16 protein-coding genes are annotated in these 18,630 nt (G+C 60.9%); all 16 read right to left on the bottom strand.

What is annotated here, in order from left to right; all coding sequences use genetic code 11:
* Window positions 1-30: 30 nt before the first annotated feature.
* The gene (locus VVD49_RS13845) at window positions 31-804 is read right to left on the bottom strand and encodes a PP2C family protein-serine/threonine phosphatase (protein ID WP_327599771.1); all 774 of its coding nucleotides are present in this window, start codon (window positions 802-804) and stop codon (window positions 31-33) included.
* Between the two features lie 78 nt (window positions 805-882).
* Complete coding sequence (tagH, locus tag VVD49_RS13840; RefSeq protein WP_327599770.1) at window positions 883-2,787, bottom strand: type VI secretion system-associated FHA domain protein TagH; 1,905 nt, start codon at window positions 2,785-2,787, stop codon at window positions 883-885.
* Between the two features lie 193 nt (window positions 2,788-2,980).
* Entirely contained in the window at window positions 2,981-3,337 is a 357-nt protein-coding gene (locus tag VVD49_RS13835; protein ID WP_327599769.1) for a DUF3592 domain-containing protein, read from the bottom strand.
* Window positions 3,338-3,363: 26 nt separating this feature from the next.
* Entirely contained in the window at window positions 3,364-3,762 is a 399-nt protein-coding gene (locus VVD49_RS13830; RefSeq protein WP_327599768.1) for a DUF4150 domain-containing protein, read from the bottom strand.
* 11 nt (window positions 3,763-3,773) lie between these two features.
* On the bottom strand, window positions 3,774-4,385 hold the full coding sequence (locus VVD49_RS13825; RefSeq protein WP_327599767.1) for a DUF3540 domain-containing protein: 612 nt from the start codon (window positions 4,383-4,385) through the stop codon (window positions 3,774-3,776).
* A 25-nt stretch (window positions 4,386-4,410) separates the two neighbouring features.
* Window positions 4,411-5,472, bottom strand: a complete 1,062-nt coding sequence (locus tag VVD49_RS13820; protein WP_327599978.1) for a pentapeptide repeat-containing protein — start codon at window positions 5,470-5,472, stop codon at window positions 4,411-4,413.
* 5 nt (window positions 5,473-5,477) lie between these two features.
* The gene (locus VVD49_RS13815) at window positions 5,478-8,135 is read right to left on the bottom strand and encodes a DUF2169 family type VI secretion system accessory protein (RefSeq protein ID WP_327599766.1); all 2,658 of its coding nucleotides are present in this window, start codon (window positions 8,133-8,135) and stop codon (window positions 5,478-5,480) included.
* A 33-nt stretch (window positions 8,136-8,168) separates the two neighbouring features.
* Window positions 8,169-10,397: a type VI secretion system Vgr family protein gene (locus tag VVD49_RS13810; protein WP_327599765.1), complete on the bottom strand. Its 2,229-nt coding sequence runs from the start codon at window positions 10,395-10,397 to the stop codon at window positions 8,169-8,171.
* A 222-nt stretch (window positions 10,398-10,619) separates the two neighbouring features.
* Window positions 10,620-11,837: a hypothetical protein gene (locus tag VVD49_RS13805; protein WP_327599764.1), complete on the bottom strand. Its 1,218-nt coding sequence runs from the start codon at window positions 11,835-11,837 to the stop codon at window positions 10,620-10,622.
* On the bottom strand, window positions 11,837-12,247 hold the full coding sequence (locus VVD49_RS13800) for a hypothetical protein (protein WP_327599763.1): 411 nt from the start codon (window positions 12,245-12,247) through the stop codon (window positions 11,837-11,839). Before VVD49_RS13800 ends, VVD49_RS13805 begins: the two co-directional genes overlap by 1 nt.
* Before the next feature lie 126 nt (window positions 12,248-12,373).
* Window positions 12,374-12,937 (bottom strand): imm11 family protein, encoded by a 564-nt coding sequence (locus VVD49_RS13795; RefSeq protein ID WP_327599762.1) that lies wholly within the window; start codon window positions 12,935-12,937, stop codon window positions 12,374-12,376.
* A gap of 20 nt (window positions 12,938-12,957) precedes the next feature.
* On the bottom strand, window positions 12,958-14,013 hold the full coding sequence (locus VVD49_RS13790; protein WP_327599761.1) for a hypothetical protein: 1,056 nt from the start codon (window positions 14,011-14,013) through the stop codon (window positions 12,958-12,960).
* Window positions 14,014-14,017: 4 nt separating this feature from the next.
* Entirely contained in the window at window positions 14,018-14,398 is a 381-nt protein-coding gene (locus VVD49_RS13785) for a DUF4150 domain-containing protein (protein ID WP_327599760.1), read from the bottom strand.
* Between the two features lie 26 nt (window positions 14,399-14,424).
* Window positions 14,425-15,480, bottom strand: a complete 1,056-nt coding sequence (locus tag VVD49_RS13780) for a beta-ketoacyl synthase N-terminal-like domain-containing protein (RefSeq protein ID WP_327599759.1) — start codon at window positions 15,478-15,480, stop codon at window positions 14,425-14,427.
* The gene (locus VVD49_RS13775; RefSeq protein ID WP_327599758.1) at window positions 15,477-16,508 is read right to left on the bottom strand and encodes a DUF2169 family type VI secretion system accessory protein; all 1,032 of its coding nucleotides are present in this window, start codon (window positions 16,506-16,508) and stop codon (window positions 15,477-15,479) included. The genes VVD49_RS13780 and VVD49_RS13775 overlap by 4 nt, the downstream gene beginning before the upstream one ends.
* 11 nt (window positions 16,509-16,519) lie before the next feature.
* Window positions 16,520-18,589, bottom strand: coding sequence for a type VI secretion system Vgr family protein (locus tag VVD49_RS13770; RefSeq protein WP_327599757.1), 2,070 nt, complete (start codon window positions 18,587-18,589; stop codon window positions 16,520-16,522).
* Window positions 18,590-18,630 lie beyond the last annotated feature (41 nt).

The following is an 18,630-nucleotide window of genomic DNA, read 5'->3' as shown; positions in this document are numbered from 1 at the left end:
CCTCCACCGTATTCGCCAAATTGCGCTGATTTACTTCACCAGAATGACCGTCGTGACCGGCTCGAGATCTCCTGCCTGGATTCCCATCGCCGTGTAATTGTCGCTCTTGTCGTTCTCGCTTTCCTTGACCTTGACTGCCATCAACTGCAACCACTCTTCGGCCGTCTCAGCATTTTGCAACAAGCCTTCCATGGTCTTCTCGTCAACGTACTCCCACCATCCATCCGTACACATCAAGAAGGCATCGCCCTCCTGAATGACGACAGGGCTACCCGACACGCTGAGTGCCAGCTCACCAGAGTTGCCGATGGCCGAGGTCAGCAAGCTGCGCTGCGGGTGCGTGCGGATCATTTCGCTGTCGCCATAGCCCGCATCGATCATGCCCTGTACGAGGCTGTGATCCCGGGTCTGGTGCGCCAGGACGCGCTGACGGAACAGATACACGCGCGAATCTCCAACGTGGCCCCACACAGCTGACTGCGTCTGCGGATCGATCAGCACGATAGCCACCGTGGCATGCATGTCATCGCCTTGCGGGTTGGCACGCTTCTCGTCCATGACGGCCGTGTGGGCAGCTTCCAGCAGGCTGATCACCATGTCTTCGTTGACCACGGGTGCCGCAGAAAACTTCCCGAGCACCGCACTGACCACCAGCTTCGATGCCTTGTCGCCGCTGCCATGGCCACCTGCACCGTCGGACACGACCCAGCACGAGCCTTGCTCCGAACTCCAGTAGCCACAAGCATCTTCATTGCGCTGACGGCGCCCCGTCTCGGTAATGTATGAAGTCTGCAATTCAATCATCGGATTGCCCTTGCCCTGCCCTGGAAGCTGCTATTCATGCAGTCCTTGTCCCTTGACGCCGCACATGGCGGCGATGCCTCAACGATCATCATGCAGTCGATCAAGTTGCTCTTCATAAGCCTTGAGAAACTCGCGGCCAAAGAAGGTATGAAAATTGTCCTCCGCCTCGCGGGAGATATCCGCGAAACGCTGTTCGTACAGGTCCCACAACTTCGCCTTGCGCCCGCCCGGCAGCACCGAGTCGAGGAAGCTCTTGTCGCTCAAGCGGGCCTCCAGATCCTCAGGCTTGAAGCGCCCGAGAACGCCCGTCAGCGCCCCACGCATACCAGCCATGAATGCGATCTGGTGAGCTCTCAAATCATCATAGGCGTCCCGCATCGCTTCTACCGGCGGCATGAAGCCCGCGCCCGTCGGAGCGATCAATTGCATCAGGGCGAAATTCACATCCGGCGAGAATTTGAGCGGGTTGTTGTTCTTGCTGACGATCATCGTCATCTCTGCACGCACTTCGCGCTTGGTCACCGCACGTGCCAGCAGCAGCTCTATCGTGCCATGTGCCGCCTCACGCACGATCTTGCCGACATGCTCCATAAATTCGGGCGTCAACCCGCCCGGCGGCTTGAGGCCGGTAACCCCCAGACCGCGTGCCAATGCTTCGAGCAACGCCGCGGCATTGGCGTCGCCTTGCGGTGCGCCCGGCGCCCCGGAGGCTGCCACCGCGGCCGACGAGGTATTGTCCAGCCCTTCAACAACAACCTTGGGACGCGGCACGGGTTGGCTGGCAACCGGCTCCACCACGGGCCGGGCCGCCGGTGGCGGCGGTGGCGGCGCGGCCGGAGCGCTTGGTGCAGGCGCCTGCGGCGCGCGTGCGGATCCACTGGCAGGTTCGCCTGGGTCTTCGTTGTCCCACGACACCATGCCACCGAGCGGCTTGACCGGCTGCGCTGCCGGCACCACTGCTGGCTCCGGAGCGGGCTCGTCGTCTGCCAGGTCCAGCGACAGGAAATCGTCCTCGACAACCTTGGGCGGCGTAAATGCCTCGTGCATCAAAGGCGCATCGTTGCGCTCGGTAGGCGGCGCTACGGGCGCACTGCCAGACAGCAAGGCGAGAGGATCTTCGGTGCCTGAAATCGAGGCAGGACCGCCGAAAAGCGGATCTGCCAGGGCCGAACCCGCGAACGGGTCTTGCGAACGGCTCTTGCTATCCAGGCTGAACAGATCGTCGAGCGAACCGCCCTCCTGCTGAAGTCCGACACCCAGGGGATCACCCGGCAGATCGATACCCAGAGGCGATGCTGCAGCTGCCGGCTTGGGCGCGGCACCGAAAGCAGCAAAGGGGTCGTCCATGGGCGCGGGCGCAGAACTGCGCACCGGGGGGGCCGATGGCGCAGGCAACGGTGCGCCGAACACAGCAAACGGGTCGTCGGAAGCGGCTGATGCTGGCTGCGCGGGTGGCGCTTTTGGCACAGGCTTCGCGACCTGACCGGGCATCGACAAGGCCGCAAACGGATCATCCATTGAAAGCGGGGCCGGGGCCACTGCGCGTGGCGCGCTGGCAGGCGCCGATGCCGACGCAAACAAGCCAAGCGCATCGCCACTTGCGGCAGGAGGCGGGCTCGGCGGTTGCGCACGGCTGACGGGGGCGGGGCTCGACACGAACGAAGGTGCGGCGCGCGGAATCTCCACGCGCAAGGTGTAGAAAGCGATACCGATCTCGTCGCCATCATTCAGGGGCGCAGCGTTGCCCTTGCCAAGCGGCATGCCGTTCACGGTGGTCGGATTGCTGCCGTGGTCGACGAGTTGATAGCCGCCATTGACGAACTGCACCTCGGCCTGCACACGTGACATGTGGCGCTCCTGATCGGGCAGTGCCAGCTGATTGCTGAAGTCACGCCCTATCGTGCCGCCCTGCTCCCGGAACTCACATGCCAGTGGGGATTCAGGCGCTTCGCCTTGAAATTGATAAACCGAAATGCGCAACAAGCGAACTTCTCCTGTTCAAGTGTTTGATTGCATGCTGGATAGCGCGCCGAATGTGGCCCTGCGGCGCTGGTGACACATGCCTGCAATCAGGAATAGCAAACGCTTCTTCTTTTGTGGGTCTGCTACGGCAAAAAGATTACCCCAATCACCGTGCGCCTGCGTCGGCCTTTGATCGGCCGGAATCTCATCATTCTCAATGCAGGACAGCGACGCTGCTGTGATCTACCGGATCATATTTCACATCGATACTGGCGCCCGCCTGGAAACGCGGCAGATCCACGGTAGAAATAATGGCCCGGGTTGTCGCGCTGAACGCAGCCCCACTTGCCGGCTGTACCTCCAGCTGGAATTCGACCACCGGATTGCTGTTCAAGCGCCCACCCGTGTCGCGCATCGTCAGCACACGCGCCTTGGCGGGCGTCCCTGTCTCGAGGGTACGTTGGGTGTGGCTGAAGTCGAAGCCGCCAGCGTCGGATTTCTGCGTCACGACAAAATAGACGATCCCGGCAGCAATCACGAGACCCGCAACAATCAGGAGGGGAATGAGCATTTTTTTCATGGCAAGCGCGTAGTTGTTCAAGGCCCCATCAACAGCACCTTGACCTGGCTCGGCACGATACGACAGCCGGGGCAGTTGGTGCTGTTCTGCAGGGACATGCTGGTCAGGCGCGTTGCGGGCATGCCCATCAGCAGCGTCATGAACGCACCGGTGAGATGACGTGACGGCCCCATCACCGTTCCGGAGGCCACGCCCATCATGACGCCAGCGTTATCGCCATTGGTCATCGGAATGGTCGTCGCCAGATTGTGCGCGGGCGCGCCCATGAACAGGATCGTCGGACAATTCGGGATGGCTGTCGGCCCCATCGCCATGTTCGGGTAGGGAATCGGAATCGGCGGCGCGGGCGGCGCGGGAGTCAGGCAGACATCCGGCATTCCCATGTCCATGCCCATCATCTGCGTATTGGCGAACATATCTCTCTCCCTTAGCCGATGTGGATCTGGCCGCCATCGACCTTGACCAGGGTCTTCGCCGTGGCAATGACTTCCGAAGCCTGCAGGTTCAGCGACTGCTCGGCGCGATAGTCAATGCTGGCACTACGCAACTGGTCGATACCTTCGACCGTGCGCACGCTATTGCCCGCGAACTGGCTGGTGCGCTCGAAGAAGGATTCGAAGAAATTGCCGACCAGCTTGATCTTGCCGATCGAGGCGCTCAACTCACGGCCGAAACTCGCAAGCTGATCAACCAGCGTCGTGGCATGACGTGCGCGTACCAGCAACTCGTCGCTCGCCACCGTCAGTTTGCCGCGCGTGGAGATCTCGGCATCCTGCCCCAGTGCAAGGCGAGCCGGCCGTGTCGCGCTGCGCTCCAGCACGGCAATGATGTACAGCGCGCTCGCATCCGGCCCGCACACCAGCACGCTGTCGCCCTCTTCCGGCGCAAGCAGGCAACTGGCCGCGCGTTTGACAACGCACTCCGCACCCTCCAGCTGCACGCGGATGGCGCTCTCGTCTGCACACGCAATCACGTGGCCGATGGCATTCACCGGCATGGCGACGATTTGCGTGATCAGTTCATTGGCAGGTGTTCCCATGATGTCTCCTTCCTGTCCGGCCGCGTCAGGCCGGGTCAACACGACGCGGCTGCCATTGCTCGGCAGCCAACAATTCCCGGTCGCTTTCCAGCGCCCGCTTGCGATCCGTAAAAACAGCGCCCTGGTCCTGCACGCCATGCAATTTCGTACGCCCTAAAGATGCGCCACGCAGATCGGCGGAACTAAGGTCGGCATGAGAACAATCAGCTTCATCCAGATTGGCCCCTGCAAAACTCGCCTGTACGCAAACCGCCCGCTGCAACACACACTGGCGCATATCGGCATCGTTGAAGCGCACCTGTGTAGCCTGTGTCGCAACGAAGATGGCCTGCGTCAGCACAGCACCCGAGAAGTCGGCGCCACTTACGTCGCACTCCATGAAGATCGCATTGCGTGCGTCGGCCTTGCTGAACCTGGCACCGATCGCTTTGCCTCCCTGAAAGTTCACCTGCCGCAGATTGGCGCCAGTGAAGTCGCAAGCGCTCACGTCTGCGCCGATCAATTGGCTGAGCACGAGATCGGCACTTGAAAAATTCTGGCCGGCCAATACACATTTCAGGAAGACCACGTTCTTCAGAACCGCGCCATCGAACTTCGCGGTACGCAGATCGGCACTCAGGATCACCACACGATCAAGCAGCGTCTGGCTGAAGTCCGGAGCCAGCACTTCACACTCCAGCATATTGGCGCGGTCCGTGCGCGCGCCGCTGAAGCGCACGCGTTCGAGCTTGCTCTTGGCAAACACGACGAGTGAAAGATCAGCCTTGCTCAGGTCCACATCGCTGAACTGTCCCTCTGCGAAATTCGTATTGCGCAGCGCGATGCCCTTCATGTCGCTACGCACGAAACTGCATCGCACGATGGAGCAGTCTTCGGCTTTCGTTTCCGCAAACTTCGCCTCGTCGAAGCGGCAATCGATGAAATTCGTCTGCCGCAAATCCGCACCAGACAAGTCTGCGCCGCTCAGGTCGCAGCCCTTGAACACGCCACCACTCAATACAGCGGTACGCAGATCGAGGCCACGCAAGTCCAGGGCATTGGCCTCGTAACCGGAATGGATCAGCGCGGCAAGCTCATCGCGTGTCATGACGCTCACGTTGCATCTACCTCAGGATCACGACGCCGGGGATAGGTGCGCACCTTGGTCGTCAATGCCTTGTCGAAACGCGTGGCCGTGTCCGCCACAACACGCGCCAGATCGGCTGCATACAGGTTCGTCTCGCGCAAATCCGCACCTTCGAGGCGGGCACTGGCAAAGCTGCTGTTCATGAGCTTCGCGCCCGCCATGCGCGCCTTGCGCAAATCGGTCTTCGTGAAGCGGCAATCAGTTGCATTCGCCGCAGCGAAGCTCGACGAATGCAGATCGGCACTCGAGAAATCCGACTCGCGAATGGTCGCGGCATCAAAACGCGCACCACGCATGCTGGAGGGCCGGAAGTTGCTGGTGAGAATCTCGGCGCCGCTGAAGTCAGCGCCATCCAGCATGTTCACGCCGACGAAAACGGTCTTGATGATGCGCGCACCGACGAATCGCATCTCCTGCGCCTGCACCTCGATGAAGGACGCACGCTCCAGGCTCGCGCCCGAGAAATCTGCCCCCCCGAGCTTGCAACGTACGAAGGCTGCCCGGTCGAGATTGGTATTGCGACACACCAGGCCTTGCAGGTCAGCATCGAGCAATACGACATCCGCGGCGTTGGCACCAGACAGGTCCCCTTCACGGAAATCCGCACCGCCCAGAAGATTGATCTTTTGCAGATTCGCGCCGACGAAGCGTGCGCGCGCGAAATGCGCACCGCGCAGGATGGCGCCTTCCAGCACTGCGTTGCTGAAATCCGCGTCACTCAGATCTGCTTCACCAAGATTGGCGTCGCGCAAACTCGCGCCAGTCAGCGTGGCCCGCGAAAGATTGGCACGCGCCAGCACTGCCTTGTCGAAATTGCAGCCTGACAAATCGCAGCCGCTGAAATCAATGGCTTCCAGATGCGCGCCGCTGAAATCACGCCCTGCAAAATTCATCCCGGTTAGATTGGCGCCAGTGAGGTTGATGCCCGTGAAAGCGCCACCGCTTTCCAGGTGCTGCACTGCGCGATCACGAATCCAGTCCGCACGTTCTGCAGGCATGCGGTCAGCCGCGTCTTGCATGTGTGCGCTGACCAGGTAGGCCTGCTTCGCCTGGCGCTCTGCGGAATGCATGCGTTCGCGGAATGCAGGGTCTTCGAGGTACTGGTCGATCTCGTCAACGGGCCCATTCTGCGCCGCCAGCGTGCTGCGCACCTGCGCCAGGGTGTCGAATTGCGCTTGGGCCGTCATGGTCGGCGGCCCTTTGGGCTTGGCCGAGTACTCGGCCTCGATGATGCCGTAGTCCATGCCAAGGCTCGCGAACAGCGCACGCCGTTGCGCATCATACGTCGCCTCGCGCGCGGCAAACTCCGCTCGCGAGGCAAGCTCCTGTGCCTTCTTCTCTGCAAGGAAGGCAGGAAAATCCTCCAGCCTTTTTGGCAGCGCCTCAGCCTCTGCAGGCAAGCTCGGCGCGTGACCATCATCAGGGTCCATGCCGTAGGCCGTCACCATGGCGCGCGCACTTTCGATCTCGGCACGCTGACGCCGGCGCAGGTTCTCGGCGAGCAGGGGGCGCGGATTCTCGGGCAAGGCGCTGACGAACTGCTCGACGCTGTAGCGCTCGCCCTGCCCGCCCGGCAGGAGGTCGTCCTCCTTGAGCATGAAGAAGTGGCCGTTTTCCGGATCGAGGCGCTGTTGCACGGCTTCGGCGTAGTGCTCGAGCGAACGTGACTCGTCCTGCCACTCTGCCGCCGCGATCAGCAATTTGATCTCGGCCGCATCCTCTTCTGCCACTTCGAGGCTGCCGCGACTGATCAGCACCGCGCACTCGCGATGCGGGAAGAACAGTACCGTCTCGAGCTGCGTCGGGATTTCCTGGAAACGTGGCTCGTCACCAACGAGACGAGTGATGAAACAGCGCGATACCAGGCCGGGCAGATTGCCCTGCAACAGCGGCCGGGTCGGATGCAGGTGCTCGAAGGACCAGGGCGCATCGGCCGCAATCGGCAGGTCGAGCCATTGGTCCTGCTGCGTGACGTTGAAGTGACGCCAGTCGACGTCGCGCGCCAGGCCTGGGAAGTCCGTCTTCAGCCAGTTGTCATCGTAGGTGCCGATCATCGCGGCGCGCTCCGGATGCATTGCATCGCGCGCGCCGAAGCCGGCCACCTTGATCGGCTTGCCGGGACGCACCGAGGGATCATCCGGATACTCGACCTGCGGCAAAGCCCAGCTCGTCGCCGTGTCATCCGGTTTGATATGCCCGAGGCCCGCAGGATTGAGGGCGAAATCGCCACCACCGTAGGCCAGACGCCAGTCCATGGGCATATCGTGAAAGGCTTCGGGCTCGCTGGGCTCCTTGCCCTGCCAGCTGCGCTTGCCGAACACGATGAGCGCTTTCTCTTTGCCTGCGAAGCGGGCACGCACCGCGCAGGCCGGCGCCGGCCCGCCGGGCGGGCTAGCCCGACCATGCACGAAGTATTCGCCGCGGACTTTCGGCATGCCAGCATCCAGGGCGGTTTCTGCACCGAGCTCCTCGGCTGCGAACTGCCACAACGCCCCCTCGCCACGCAGGCGCAGAGGCCCCTGAAGGGATACGAAAAGCATCGGCGTGACTATGAAGCGGAAGCGGCCGCGATACTCGATGGTGCGTGTGAGCATCGCGACCGCGCCGGGCTTGAATGTTTTCATGCCGTTTCTTCGAAGGGCCTGGTGGGGTTTCCGTCAGGCAATGATGTGGGCGTCAGCAGTCTTGATCTCGAAGGAAGCCTTCTCGCACTTGAGTACGACGTACGCCATGTTGAGGCCTTTGGTTTCCATGTTGATACCTGTCGCACTGATGGACTCCAGGGTGGTCTCAAGCTTCAAGGCCGTCTGCGCGATGGCAACACCCGTTGCCTGATAGCTCGAGCCTGCCACCGTGCTTTGCGTACCGAACTTGGTCGACAGGAAACCGCCGATCTTGTCGAACATATTGTCGATGGTGCGATTGCCACCGGGCGAGATGATGGTCAGTCCAGCAGGTGCCGTGATCGTGACCGGGCCTGCTGCCGTCATGTTCCACGAGCCGCCCACGGTCTGGGTGAGCCCTGCACCGATGGTTTCGGATTTCGAACCGCCGACGCTGACTGTCTGGCTGGCGCCCACCGTCACGCTCTGGCTGGCCCCCACGGTGATGCTCTCGGAAGCACCCACGCTTTCGGTGCGATTCGCACCAATCGATATCTGTTCGTTAGCGCCCACACTCTCGGTACGGTTCGCGGCAATCGTGATCTTCTCGCTCGCCCCGACGCTCTCGGTGCGGTTGGCACCAATCGTGATCTTCTCTTCCGCTCCTACGGTCTCCGTGCGGTTGCTCTTCACGTGCACGGTCTCGTCATTGTCGACAGTCTTCTTCCTGTCATGCCCGACCCAGTGTGTCTCGTCGTTCTCGACCTCGATGTCCTGGTTCTTCTCGGCGTGGATGAAGAGTTGTTCGCTGCCCTTCTTGTCTTCGAAGCGGATCTCGTTGAAGTTGGCGACGCCGCCTCCCTTCGTGGAGCGCGTCTTGACGCCGGTCTGGGTCATGTTGGCCGGCAGGTCGTAGGGGGGCATCTGGTCGGCGTTGTACACGCGGCCGGTGATGATGGGTTGGTCGGGGTCGCCTTCGAGGAATTCGACGATGACTTCCTGGCCAATTCTTGGAATGGCGATGAAGCCCCAGTTCTTGCCGGCCCAGGGGTGGGAGACGCGGACCCAGCAGGAGCTGTGTTCGTCTTTCTTGCCGTAGCGGTCCCAGTGGAACTGGACTTTTACGCGACCGTATTTGTCGGTGTAGATCTCGTCGCCGGAGGGGCCGACGACGATGGCGGTCTGCGGGCCCTGGACGATGGGTTTGGCGGTGTTGCGCGGCGGGCGGTAGTCCTGGTGGCTGTTGAGGGTGCTGAAGCTGCACTGGAAGGTGCTGCCCGCGCTGCGGCCGCTTTCGTGGCCTTCGGCGCGGATGAGGGTGGTGGTGGCGGTGAGGAGGTATTCGCGGTTCTGGTCTTTGCGGGCGTGGCCTTTGAGTTTGAAGAGCTGGCCAACGCTGAGGCGTCGGGCGTTGCTGCGCCCTTGGGCGACTTCGAACTGGGCCTGGTATTCGTCGATGCGGACCTGGGCGTAGTGTTTGCCGTCGGCGGCCTGGTCGAATTCGCCAGGGTAGTCGTAGACTTCGTGTTTGCCTTCGCCGTGCGAGCGTGCCATGGCGGCGCTGCCTTCGAGTTTCACCGAGGGCTTGGTGAAGTCGTAGTCGGCCAGCACGGTCTTGCCCGGTTGGACCTGCCGCTGGTAGCTCCAGCTGCTGATGTAATCCGACTCTTCCTTGGCACCTGCGTTCTCCAGGAACTCGATCTCGGCCTCGCCTTCGATCGGCTTGTGCGCACTGTACGCGTCGGCGAGGACAAGGACGTTCTTGTCCTTCTTGTATTCGAAGTAGTAGTAAATCCCCTCTTGCTCCATCAGCCTGCTGACGAAGTTGTAGTCGGACTCACGATACTGCACGCAGTAATCCCAAGTACTGTACTTACCAGTCAGCGCATCGCGAACCTCCGAGATGGCGTGATCAGCGAACACTTCCTTGATGATGTCGGGAACGGTCTTGCTCTGGAAAATGCGACAGTCGGCCGTGCGCGTCAGGAACCACAACCAGGGACGAACCTGCAGGCGATAAGCCTGATAACGCTCTTCCGTACCGAGATGGGAAATGGCGGTCACGTAGCCGCAGAAGAAGCGCTCCTTGTCGTCAGGGAGGCCAACACGCAAGCTGACCTGTTTGCCGAGAATGGAGTCCAGATCCACATCGGTCTCGCTACTCAGGCATTCGATCTGGAAGTCGGCAACTTGCGAAAGCGCCTCACCAGCGTTGAGCCGGGAAAACAGCAGGACGTTTGCCCCTAGCGGGGTTGTCAGCTCGAATTGCGTTGTCTCTGCCATGGCGACCACGTCCCCTCGTCTAGTGTGCGAGCCAGCTTCCCGTGTGCTGCATCCGCGCCTCAGTCAGTGACGAGGCCGCGCTGCCGATGCTGCCAAGCGAAGCTACAGGAATGCAGTGTCCTTGTAAAACGCACCGGCCTCAATGCCCCAGACGGGCATCCGGCATTACTGGTAGCGCGGATTCGTGGCGCTCAGCGGCGCGGCAAAGTCCGCGAGTACGCTTTACAGAGCAGGGGGCGGCGCGAAGATACGCGCACCGGAGAGCGCCGCACGTGCGCCGAAATCCCAACGTGCCTGCATGCTGATCTGCTGCTGCGCGGCAGAAGGCAGGCTTGCGGTGATCTCGAAGCCGCGGCACCAACGCGCACCAGCTTGCCAACGCTCAGCATGCTGCGTCCAGAAACGCTGCGCTTTGTCGATGTCAGGCAACCACACATCCTCGGCAAACTCCCGCGCAAACACATCCGTATCCTCGGCCACGGGTGGCGTCTCGCGGCGGCCCTCGACGTCGAAACCCGTCATGCGCGTAAAAGCATCTCCCGCTGCGGCGGCTTGCACCGGGTCTGCGTCGCGCATCTGCGCCAACATATGCTCGATCGCGACGGGATGCCCCCAGCGCGCGGCCAGCGGTGCACGTAGCGCCAGGGGAATCTCCTCCTGCAGTCCGGATGTCAGCAAGGGCACACAGCGTGCATCGCCCAGCGCAGCCAGACCACGCCAGCCGACAAGGTCTCCTCGCTGTGCAAGCTGGGCCAGCGCAGGTAACACCCAGGATTCACCATGCCAGGCGCCCGCATGAAACGCTGCTTCGCGCAGCGCGACATCCTCGCTGCGCGCAGCCAGGGCATAAGGACGGTCGTGTGCAGCGCCCGGTTCGTCGAGCAGGGCCGCGACACGCCAGGCCAGCAACGCAATAGCGGTGTCTTCATCGCCGAGCAGCGTTGCGAGCCGCGGATGACCCGCGTATAGACAGCGGCGATTGGCCAGCGCCAATCCTGCATGGGCGGCGCGGCGCGCATCCCCCTGCTCCACTACCTTCAACAAGGCCGCTTCACTCAAGGTTTCCTGCACGGCGCCCAAGGCATCGGCAAGCCCCGTGAGGCGATTGCCGGAAGCGCTCATGAAGGCATCAATGACACGCTGCGCGAACGCCGGAATCTGGGTACGCAACAGGCCATACGCCGCAGCAAACACCTCATCGCGATCATCCGCCTCCAGCGAGGCCGAGACCAGGCTCAACAGATCGGGCCCGGCCACCACCAGTCCCTGCACGTGCGCTTCACAGCGCTCCTGCAGATCCTGGATGTTGACGATGGTCAGTGCGGGAGAGGCCAGCGAAGCACGCAAGCGCGAGCGCAAATAGGCCAGTTCTTCGGCGTGGGTCGCAATCTGCCCGGGGATAAAGCGCAGCTTGCGTACAGGGGTACGGATAGAGCCCATCAGTTGATGTTGACTGAGCCAGCCTTGATGCGCTGCGTTCCCTTGGCGCGCAGCAGCACATCCTCGCCACGCATCATCAACTTGCCATCCGCGGCACGCAGATCAATCGACACATCGCCGCACTTCAGGCTTAGCACCTCGGTGGCTTCGAGCGTGAGCTGTTTGGGCGGGACAGACGCTTCCGGCGCGCTGTAGACGCCAACCCGACCGACCACCACGCCTTGCTCGGAATTGGTACGGACAAACAGCACCTGATCTCCTGCAAGGAGCGCAATGGGTGCTGCCGCATTTTCAAGCCAGAGGCAACGCGTCGTCGTTCCTTCAACGGAGCGAACCAGAATCGTGCCCGCAGCTTCAATGCTGAGAATGGAGCCCGTCTCGAATGCAAACCCCGCAGTCTGCTGAAGCATGCCGGCAATTGCGTCATTCATTTCTCACTACCCTCGCGCTGTCGTCGATCGGTTGGTACGGCACGGAAATCCGGAACAAACAGTGTTGTGCAGCCAGCGCCTCAGCCAGCCACACGGGTGATCTGCCTAACTTGCCCACTCCGCCGGATCGGTGAAGGTCAATGTCGTGATATTGGCTTGCTCAATCGCCTGCTTGACGCTTTCGTGCACGACAATTCCAGCGACGAATTCAGCCAGGCGGAAAAGCCTGGCACCCTGCGCTTTGGATGGGTCTATCGCCAACGAGCTGAACTCGACGGAAATGAGCGGGCCATCCGGAGCCGAATAGGCAGACTTCGCCAGATCGGCCGCAGCAATCACGCCCACGATATTGAATGCCAGGTGGGTATCCAGTTTTTGCCCTGACTTCTGGTCGTCGATCTCGGCCTCGTAGAAGTCAATATTCGACACCCCTGCAGATTCGATCGCCTCGGCCAGGCGCTTGCTCATCATGGGCAACGAGCCGCCTATCAAATCCGGAATCAAACCTGCCTGCGAGGCAGGAATGGTGGCAACAACAGGCACAGGCGGCGGCGATGAAAACCTGGCGCCCTCCAGCCAGCTGCGCGCAAAGATGTCGTCGTCCGGCGTGTCTGGCGTGTAGTTCACAAGCGCTTGCTGCTGTCCGATCGGACTGATGAAGTCGAGCATGTAGTACATATGCATTCCTCTTAGTCGGCGTCCGGGGTATTGCTGGTTTTTGCCAGAATGTAGGCTTGCCCCCAGTTGGATGTCACCACCTTGCTACGCCAGACAGATCCGCCCAACAGACCTTTCAGCCCTGTGGAAGAAGCATTCAACCGGCTGAGCAACTTGAACGGAGTCGGGAGCCCGGCGTCCTTGAATTTTTTGAAGCGCTCTTTGCATTTGTCGCAGCCGACGTTCTGCATGATTTCGCGAGCTTGCTTGCGATATTGGATACCTACCGTATTGAGGCGATCCACCACCCAATTACTGTAATCGGCGTGTCGATCATGAAACTGGCCCGGCGCCATCTTGACCGCTTGTTTCACGTACAACCACTTCCTGTTTTCGTTGTTGATCTGGTGCCTGTGGCCCGTAAGTTTCGGGGAGTTGACCTGTTTGGGCTTGGCGACGTTTTCATTGTCAGGTGCTTCGCCATGTTCCCAATCAATTCCCGCCAGTACGCTTAACTCGGGCGTCCAATAGGGGTCATCCATTGTCAGGCCAGTCACTGCATAGTTACCGGGCAGGAACAAACCGTTTTCGCTGCCGTTAACGTCGTAGCCCACATCTGCATACACAACACCGCCAGAGAGCGTCGTCTTGCTTTTACCTTCGGCAACAGCCTCTGTGTCCCCCTTCTTGATCATGAAAGCATGGAGTTCGGTTGCTCGTTTGAGGGACTCCTGAGCGGGGATGAGATGATGCGCAGCACAGGTGACGGGATAGCGGTGCGTGCCGGATTTTCCCGATTTTTCATCCCGCCAGGGAATCTGTATCGGCCACTGATCTTCTGCAAGCCCGTCCCAGAATGGATGCTTGGGGTTGTCGTTCGGGCTCACAATTGCTTCGAGACCGCCTGGCTTCATGGGGTCGTATAGCGCGGTGCTGATCCGGCCCGACATGTTGGACGCCAGAACCGTTGCATCGCCTACAAAATCATTCTGCGTGCTTGGCGGCGTCGGACTGTCATGATCGAATGGACAGGCGTCATCGGCCCCCAGAACAATGCCAATTGCGACCGGCTCTCCCAATTGCGTCATGGTGTCACCCGCAGATGTTCTTCTTGTTGTGCCAGAGCATGTCGCCCATGCGACATACGTTCTTGCCATCCAGCATCACGTCAAAGGAGTAGAGCATGAACTCGCACTCCTGTTTGAAAGTGCCGCTCATGACACCGCCCACGCTGCCCGGCTCGTCCCCGGCACTCATCATGTACTTCGCGCCTTTTACCATCACCATGCTGCCATCGGCCTTGACCGTACTGGTCCCGGCCGAGGTGTCAGACGATTTTCCGATATTGGGGTAAGGAATCGGAATTGGCGGCGCAGGTGGCGCGGGTGTCTTGCAGACGTCGGGGAACACCATGCTCATGCCGCCACTGTTCTTGTGCGCAAAGCCCATGATGTTATGTACGGTACATGGCATGAATCAGTCCTCCGTCGCGCCTGCGCTCAGCTGCAAGCGTTGAGTAAAAGCGCAGCCCGATCACCGTGATCTGACGACGCATAGATCAGGCTCGGTGAGCGTCGATAGCCTGCAGAAATGCCTTGCGCAGCCAGTGCGGCCATCACTGGGCCATGCGCTGCGCCGAGATCGCCGAAGCATTCGGCAGGATGCTCCATCTGCAAAGGCTCGGCGAAGCGGGCACTGTTGCGCAGCCGTGCAACGCCGAACTCCTTGCCCCAATAGCGCTCACCATTGAAGCTTGCGTAGATGCTCGCGACAGGTTGCGCGGGTGGCTGTGCAAACAGCTCGGAAAAAGCATGGGCCAGGCCCTCACCGAGATAGGGCTCATCTGAATACAGATGGCCCTCCTCCAGGCCGATCCCGCAAGCCTCCACTTCCGCCAGAGCCTCGACTCCGAGACCTTGCGCCATCGTGGAAGTGCTCAACAGCAGGAAGGCCGCGCCTTCACCCGGCGCAAAACCATCGGGGTTCTGGCTATTGCGAACACGCCCCTGCAGATCGAGCGTTCCCAATACATACAGATCGACGAGGCTGTCCACTCCGCCAATCAGCACAAACTCCGACTGACCACTCTCCAGCTTTGCAATGGCCTGACGCACCGCCATCAGCCCCCCTGCGCGGCCGCGGGGCACAGCCAGACTCGACGCATGAAAACGCGCACCGGACTGCACTTGCAGGTACTTCATGAACATGCGTGGGTCTATCTCGCTGCGTGTGTGATGCTCCGGCAAGCCCATCAGCAAGGGAATCGGCGCCGCAGACTCGGGCACAGGCGCCATCGCCTCGGCCAACGCCACGTGCGCAAGGCGCAGCATGCGCGAGAACCGCTCTTGCAGGCCCTGCCCGCGCAAGTCGTCCGCCAGTTCAGGCAAGCCATCATCGGGCACACAGCCCACCACGAAAGGATCAAAGCGCCGGTCACGCCATTCAATCTCCCGCAGATTGGCCGTACGCGAGCGCGCCGCTGCGGCCGTCTCTGCAAGACTCAAACCATTGGGTGTAATGGCCCCTGCCGACAACACGACGATGCCTGAACTCACGGCGCCTCCGCAGTCATGTGCAGGTTTGTGCAGGCAACCCGCAACTCGCGCAGCTTGAGCAGATTCTTGTCCACCCTCAAAGCTGCACGCCAGACCATCTGCAAACGCCCCACGTCGGTTTCAAACAGCACGGTATCGAGCACGGGTATCGCGGCAATGGCTTTGCCATTGAACAGCCACTCCAGCCGCAGATCGAGCCGCGGCAGCCTGAAGCGCAAGGGAGCCCCCGCCGAACACCCCACAATGCTGACCTCCTCACCGCCCTGCAGGTAGCCGGGCGCCACCATTCCGGGCGCGGCGACATTGAAAAAGCGGGGATCAAAATCAAGCGGCAGATGCGGAGCCCGTTCGCGCTGCCAGGCCTCGTCGTAGGTTCCCGCATACTGACTGCGTACCGACCATGTCGGCGCGACTGGCGCAATTCCTGCGGGCGCCGGCCTGTCATGCGGTGCTGTGATCAGCATTGCAGGGTCTTCAATATTTGGGAGCGCCTGGCCAGCAATCTTGTCGTCATGGCTGGCGATAAATCCGCGACCGAGCGGATTGCGCGCATCCCCCTCCTGCGGCCGACCCTCCTGCAGGGCGCCGATGCCACCATAAGCAAGCTCCCAACGGAGTGGCATGCGCTCGAAGGGCTCGGGCTCGCTGATTGCAAACTCCCCTTTGCCGCGCGCAACCCAGTGACGATTGCCATAGATGCGTAGCTGACGCTGCACAGGCCCGACTTGCAGCCGGACCTCCATGGACTGCGTTGCCCCGCCTTGCGCAATTGCGCGGCCGATCACAATGACGTCCGTCGCGGGTTTGAGCAAGGTCACGTCGCCGGCAGCGCGCAAGGAGCTCTTGCCAGGCTCACCCCAATAGACATCCGCCGCGAGAAAGTTGGCCTGTTGTGCTGCCAGCAAGGGCTCACCCGAACGAAAATCGAACGATGCTTTGACATTGGCATACGCACATTCGACCCCCTGGGGGTCGGGAAACACCGTCAGCGTTGCCGCAAGGGGAGTCTGGTTTACAACCTGGAGCATCTTGCAGCGACTCAGTTCTCAGCGATCTTGGAGCCCTTGAGCACCAGATCGCTGGAGGCCTTGACGTTGATCTTGCCACCACCGTCGAGCGTGATGTCCTTGCCCTTGATCGTGATGGTGCCGTCTTTCTTCATCGTGATGCTGGCGCTGCCGGTCTTGATGGTGACCGAGTCGCCTGCTTCTATCACCCAGTTCTTGCCGACCTGCAACTGGTCATCCTTGGCAACTGAAGACGTACGCTTGCCTGAGACATCAAGCTTCTCGTCCTTACCGACGGACGTTGTCCGGTTCTCAGCAATAGTGATCGATTCATCCTTGCCGACACTCTCGGTGCGATTGCTACCAATCGTGATCGACTCATCATTGCCGACGTCTTCAGTACGATTGTTGCTGATGGTGATCGACTCATCCCGGCCAACGCTCTCCGTACGATTGTTGCCGATCGTGATGCTCTCATCATTCTCGACCGTCTCGGTGCGGTTGTGTTTGACCTGCACGGTCTCGTCGTTGTCGACGGTCTTCTTCCTGTCATGCCCGACCCAGTGTGTCTCGTCGTTCTCGACCTCGATGTCCTGGTTCTTCTCGGCGTGGATGAAGAGTTGTTCGCTGCCCTTCTTGTCTTCGAAGCGGATCTCGTTGAAGTTGGCGACGCCGCCTCCCTTCGTGGAGCGCGTCTTGACGCCGGTCTGGGTCATGTTGGCCGGCAGGTCGTAGGGGGGCATCTGGTCGGCGTTGTACACGCGGCCGGTGATGATGGGTTGGTCGGGGTCGCCTTCGAGGAATTCGACGATGACTTCCTGGCCAATTCTTGGAATGGCGATGAAGCCCCAGTTCTTGCCGGCCCAGGGGTGGGAGACGCGGACCCAGCAGGAGCTGTGTTCGTCTTTCTTGCCGTAGCGGTCCCAGTGGAACTGGACTTTTACGCGACCGTATTTGTCGGTGTAGATCTCGTCGCCGGAGGGGCCGACGACGATGGCGGTCTGCGGGCCCTGGACGATGGGTTTGGCGGTGTTGCGCGGCGGGCGGTAGTCCTGGTGGCTGTTGAGGGTGCTGAAGCTGCACTGGAAGGTGCTGCCCGCGCTGCGGCCGCTTTCGTGGCCTTCGGCGCGGATGAGGGTGGTGGTGGCGGTGAGGAGGTATTCGCGGTTCTGGTCTTTGCGGGCGTGGCCTTTGAGTTTGAAGAGCTGGCCAACGCTGAGGCGTCGGGCGTTGCTGCGCCCTTGGGCGACTTCGAACTGGGCCTGGTATTCGTCGATGCGGACCTGGGCGTAGTGTTTGCCGTCGGCGGCCTGGTCGAATTCGCCAGGGTAGTCGTAGACTTCGTGTTTGCCTTCGCCGTGCGAGCGTGCCATGGCGGCGCTGCCTTCGAGTTTCACCGAGGGCTTGGTGAAGTCGTAGTCGGCCAGCACGGTCTTGCCCGGTTGGACCTGCCGCTGGTAGCTCCAGCTGCTGATGTAATCCGACTCTTCCTTGGCACCTGCGTTCTCCAGGAACTCGATCTCGGCCTCGCCTTCGATCGGCTTGTGCGCACTGTACGCGTCGGCGAGGACAAGGACGTTCTTGTCCTTCTTGTATTCGAAGTAGTAGTAAATCCCCTCTTGCTCCATCAGCCTGCTGACGAAGTTGTAGTCGGACTCACGATACTGCACGCAGTAATCCCAAGTACTGTACTTACCAGTCAGCGCATCGCGAACCTCCGAGATGGCGTGATCAGCGAACACTTCCTTGATGATGTCGGGAACGGTCTTGCTCTGGAAAATGCGACAGTCGGCCGTGCGCGTCAGGAACCACAGCCAGGGACGAACCTGCAGGCGATAGGTCTGATAACCATCCTGCGCGCCAAGGTGCGATATACCCGTCACATAGCCCGAGAAAAAGCGGTTCTTCTCTGCGGGAAGGCTGACCCTCAGGCTGACCAACTTGCCAAGAATGGCATCGAGATCAACCGTGACTTCCTTGCTCAGGCATTCAATCTGGAACTCTGCGACCTGCGATAAACCCTCGCCTGCATTCAGCTGCGAGAACAGCAATACATTGCTGCCCAGTGGTGTCGTCAGCTCGAATTGTGTCGTATCAGCCATCCGGCCATACCCCGTTCAGTGATTATCGTTACCCGAAGCCG

Origin of the sequence: Uliginosibacterium silvisoli (genome assembly GCF_036017035.1) — a bacterium.
Taxonomy (GTDB): domain Bacteria; phylum Pseudomonadota; class Gammaproteobacteria; order Burkholderiales; family Rhodocyclaceae; genus Viridibacterium; species Viridibacterium silvisoli.
The sequence above is the reverse complement of the archived record's forward strand: the minus strand, read 5'-3'. Positions and strand labels throughout refer to the sequence as shown.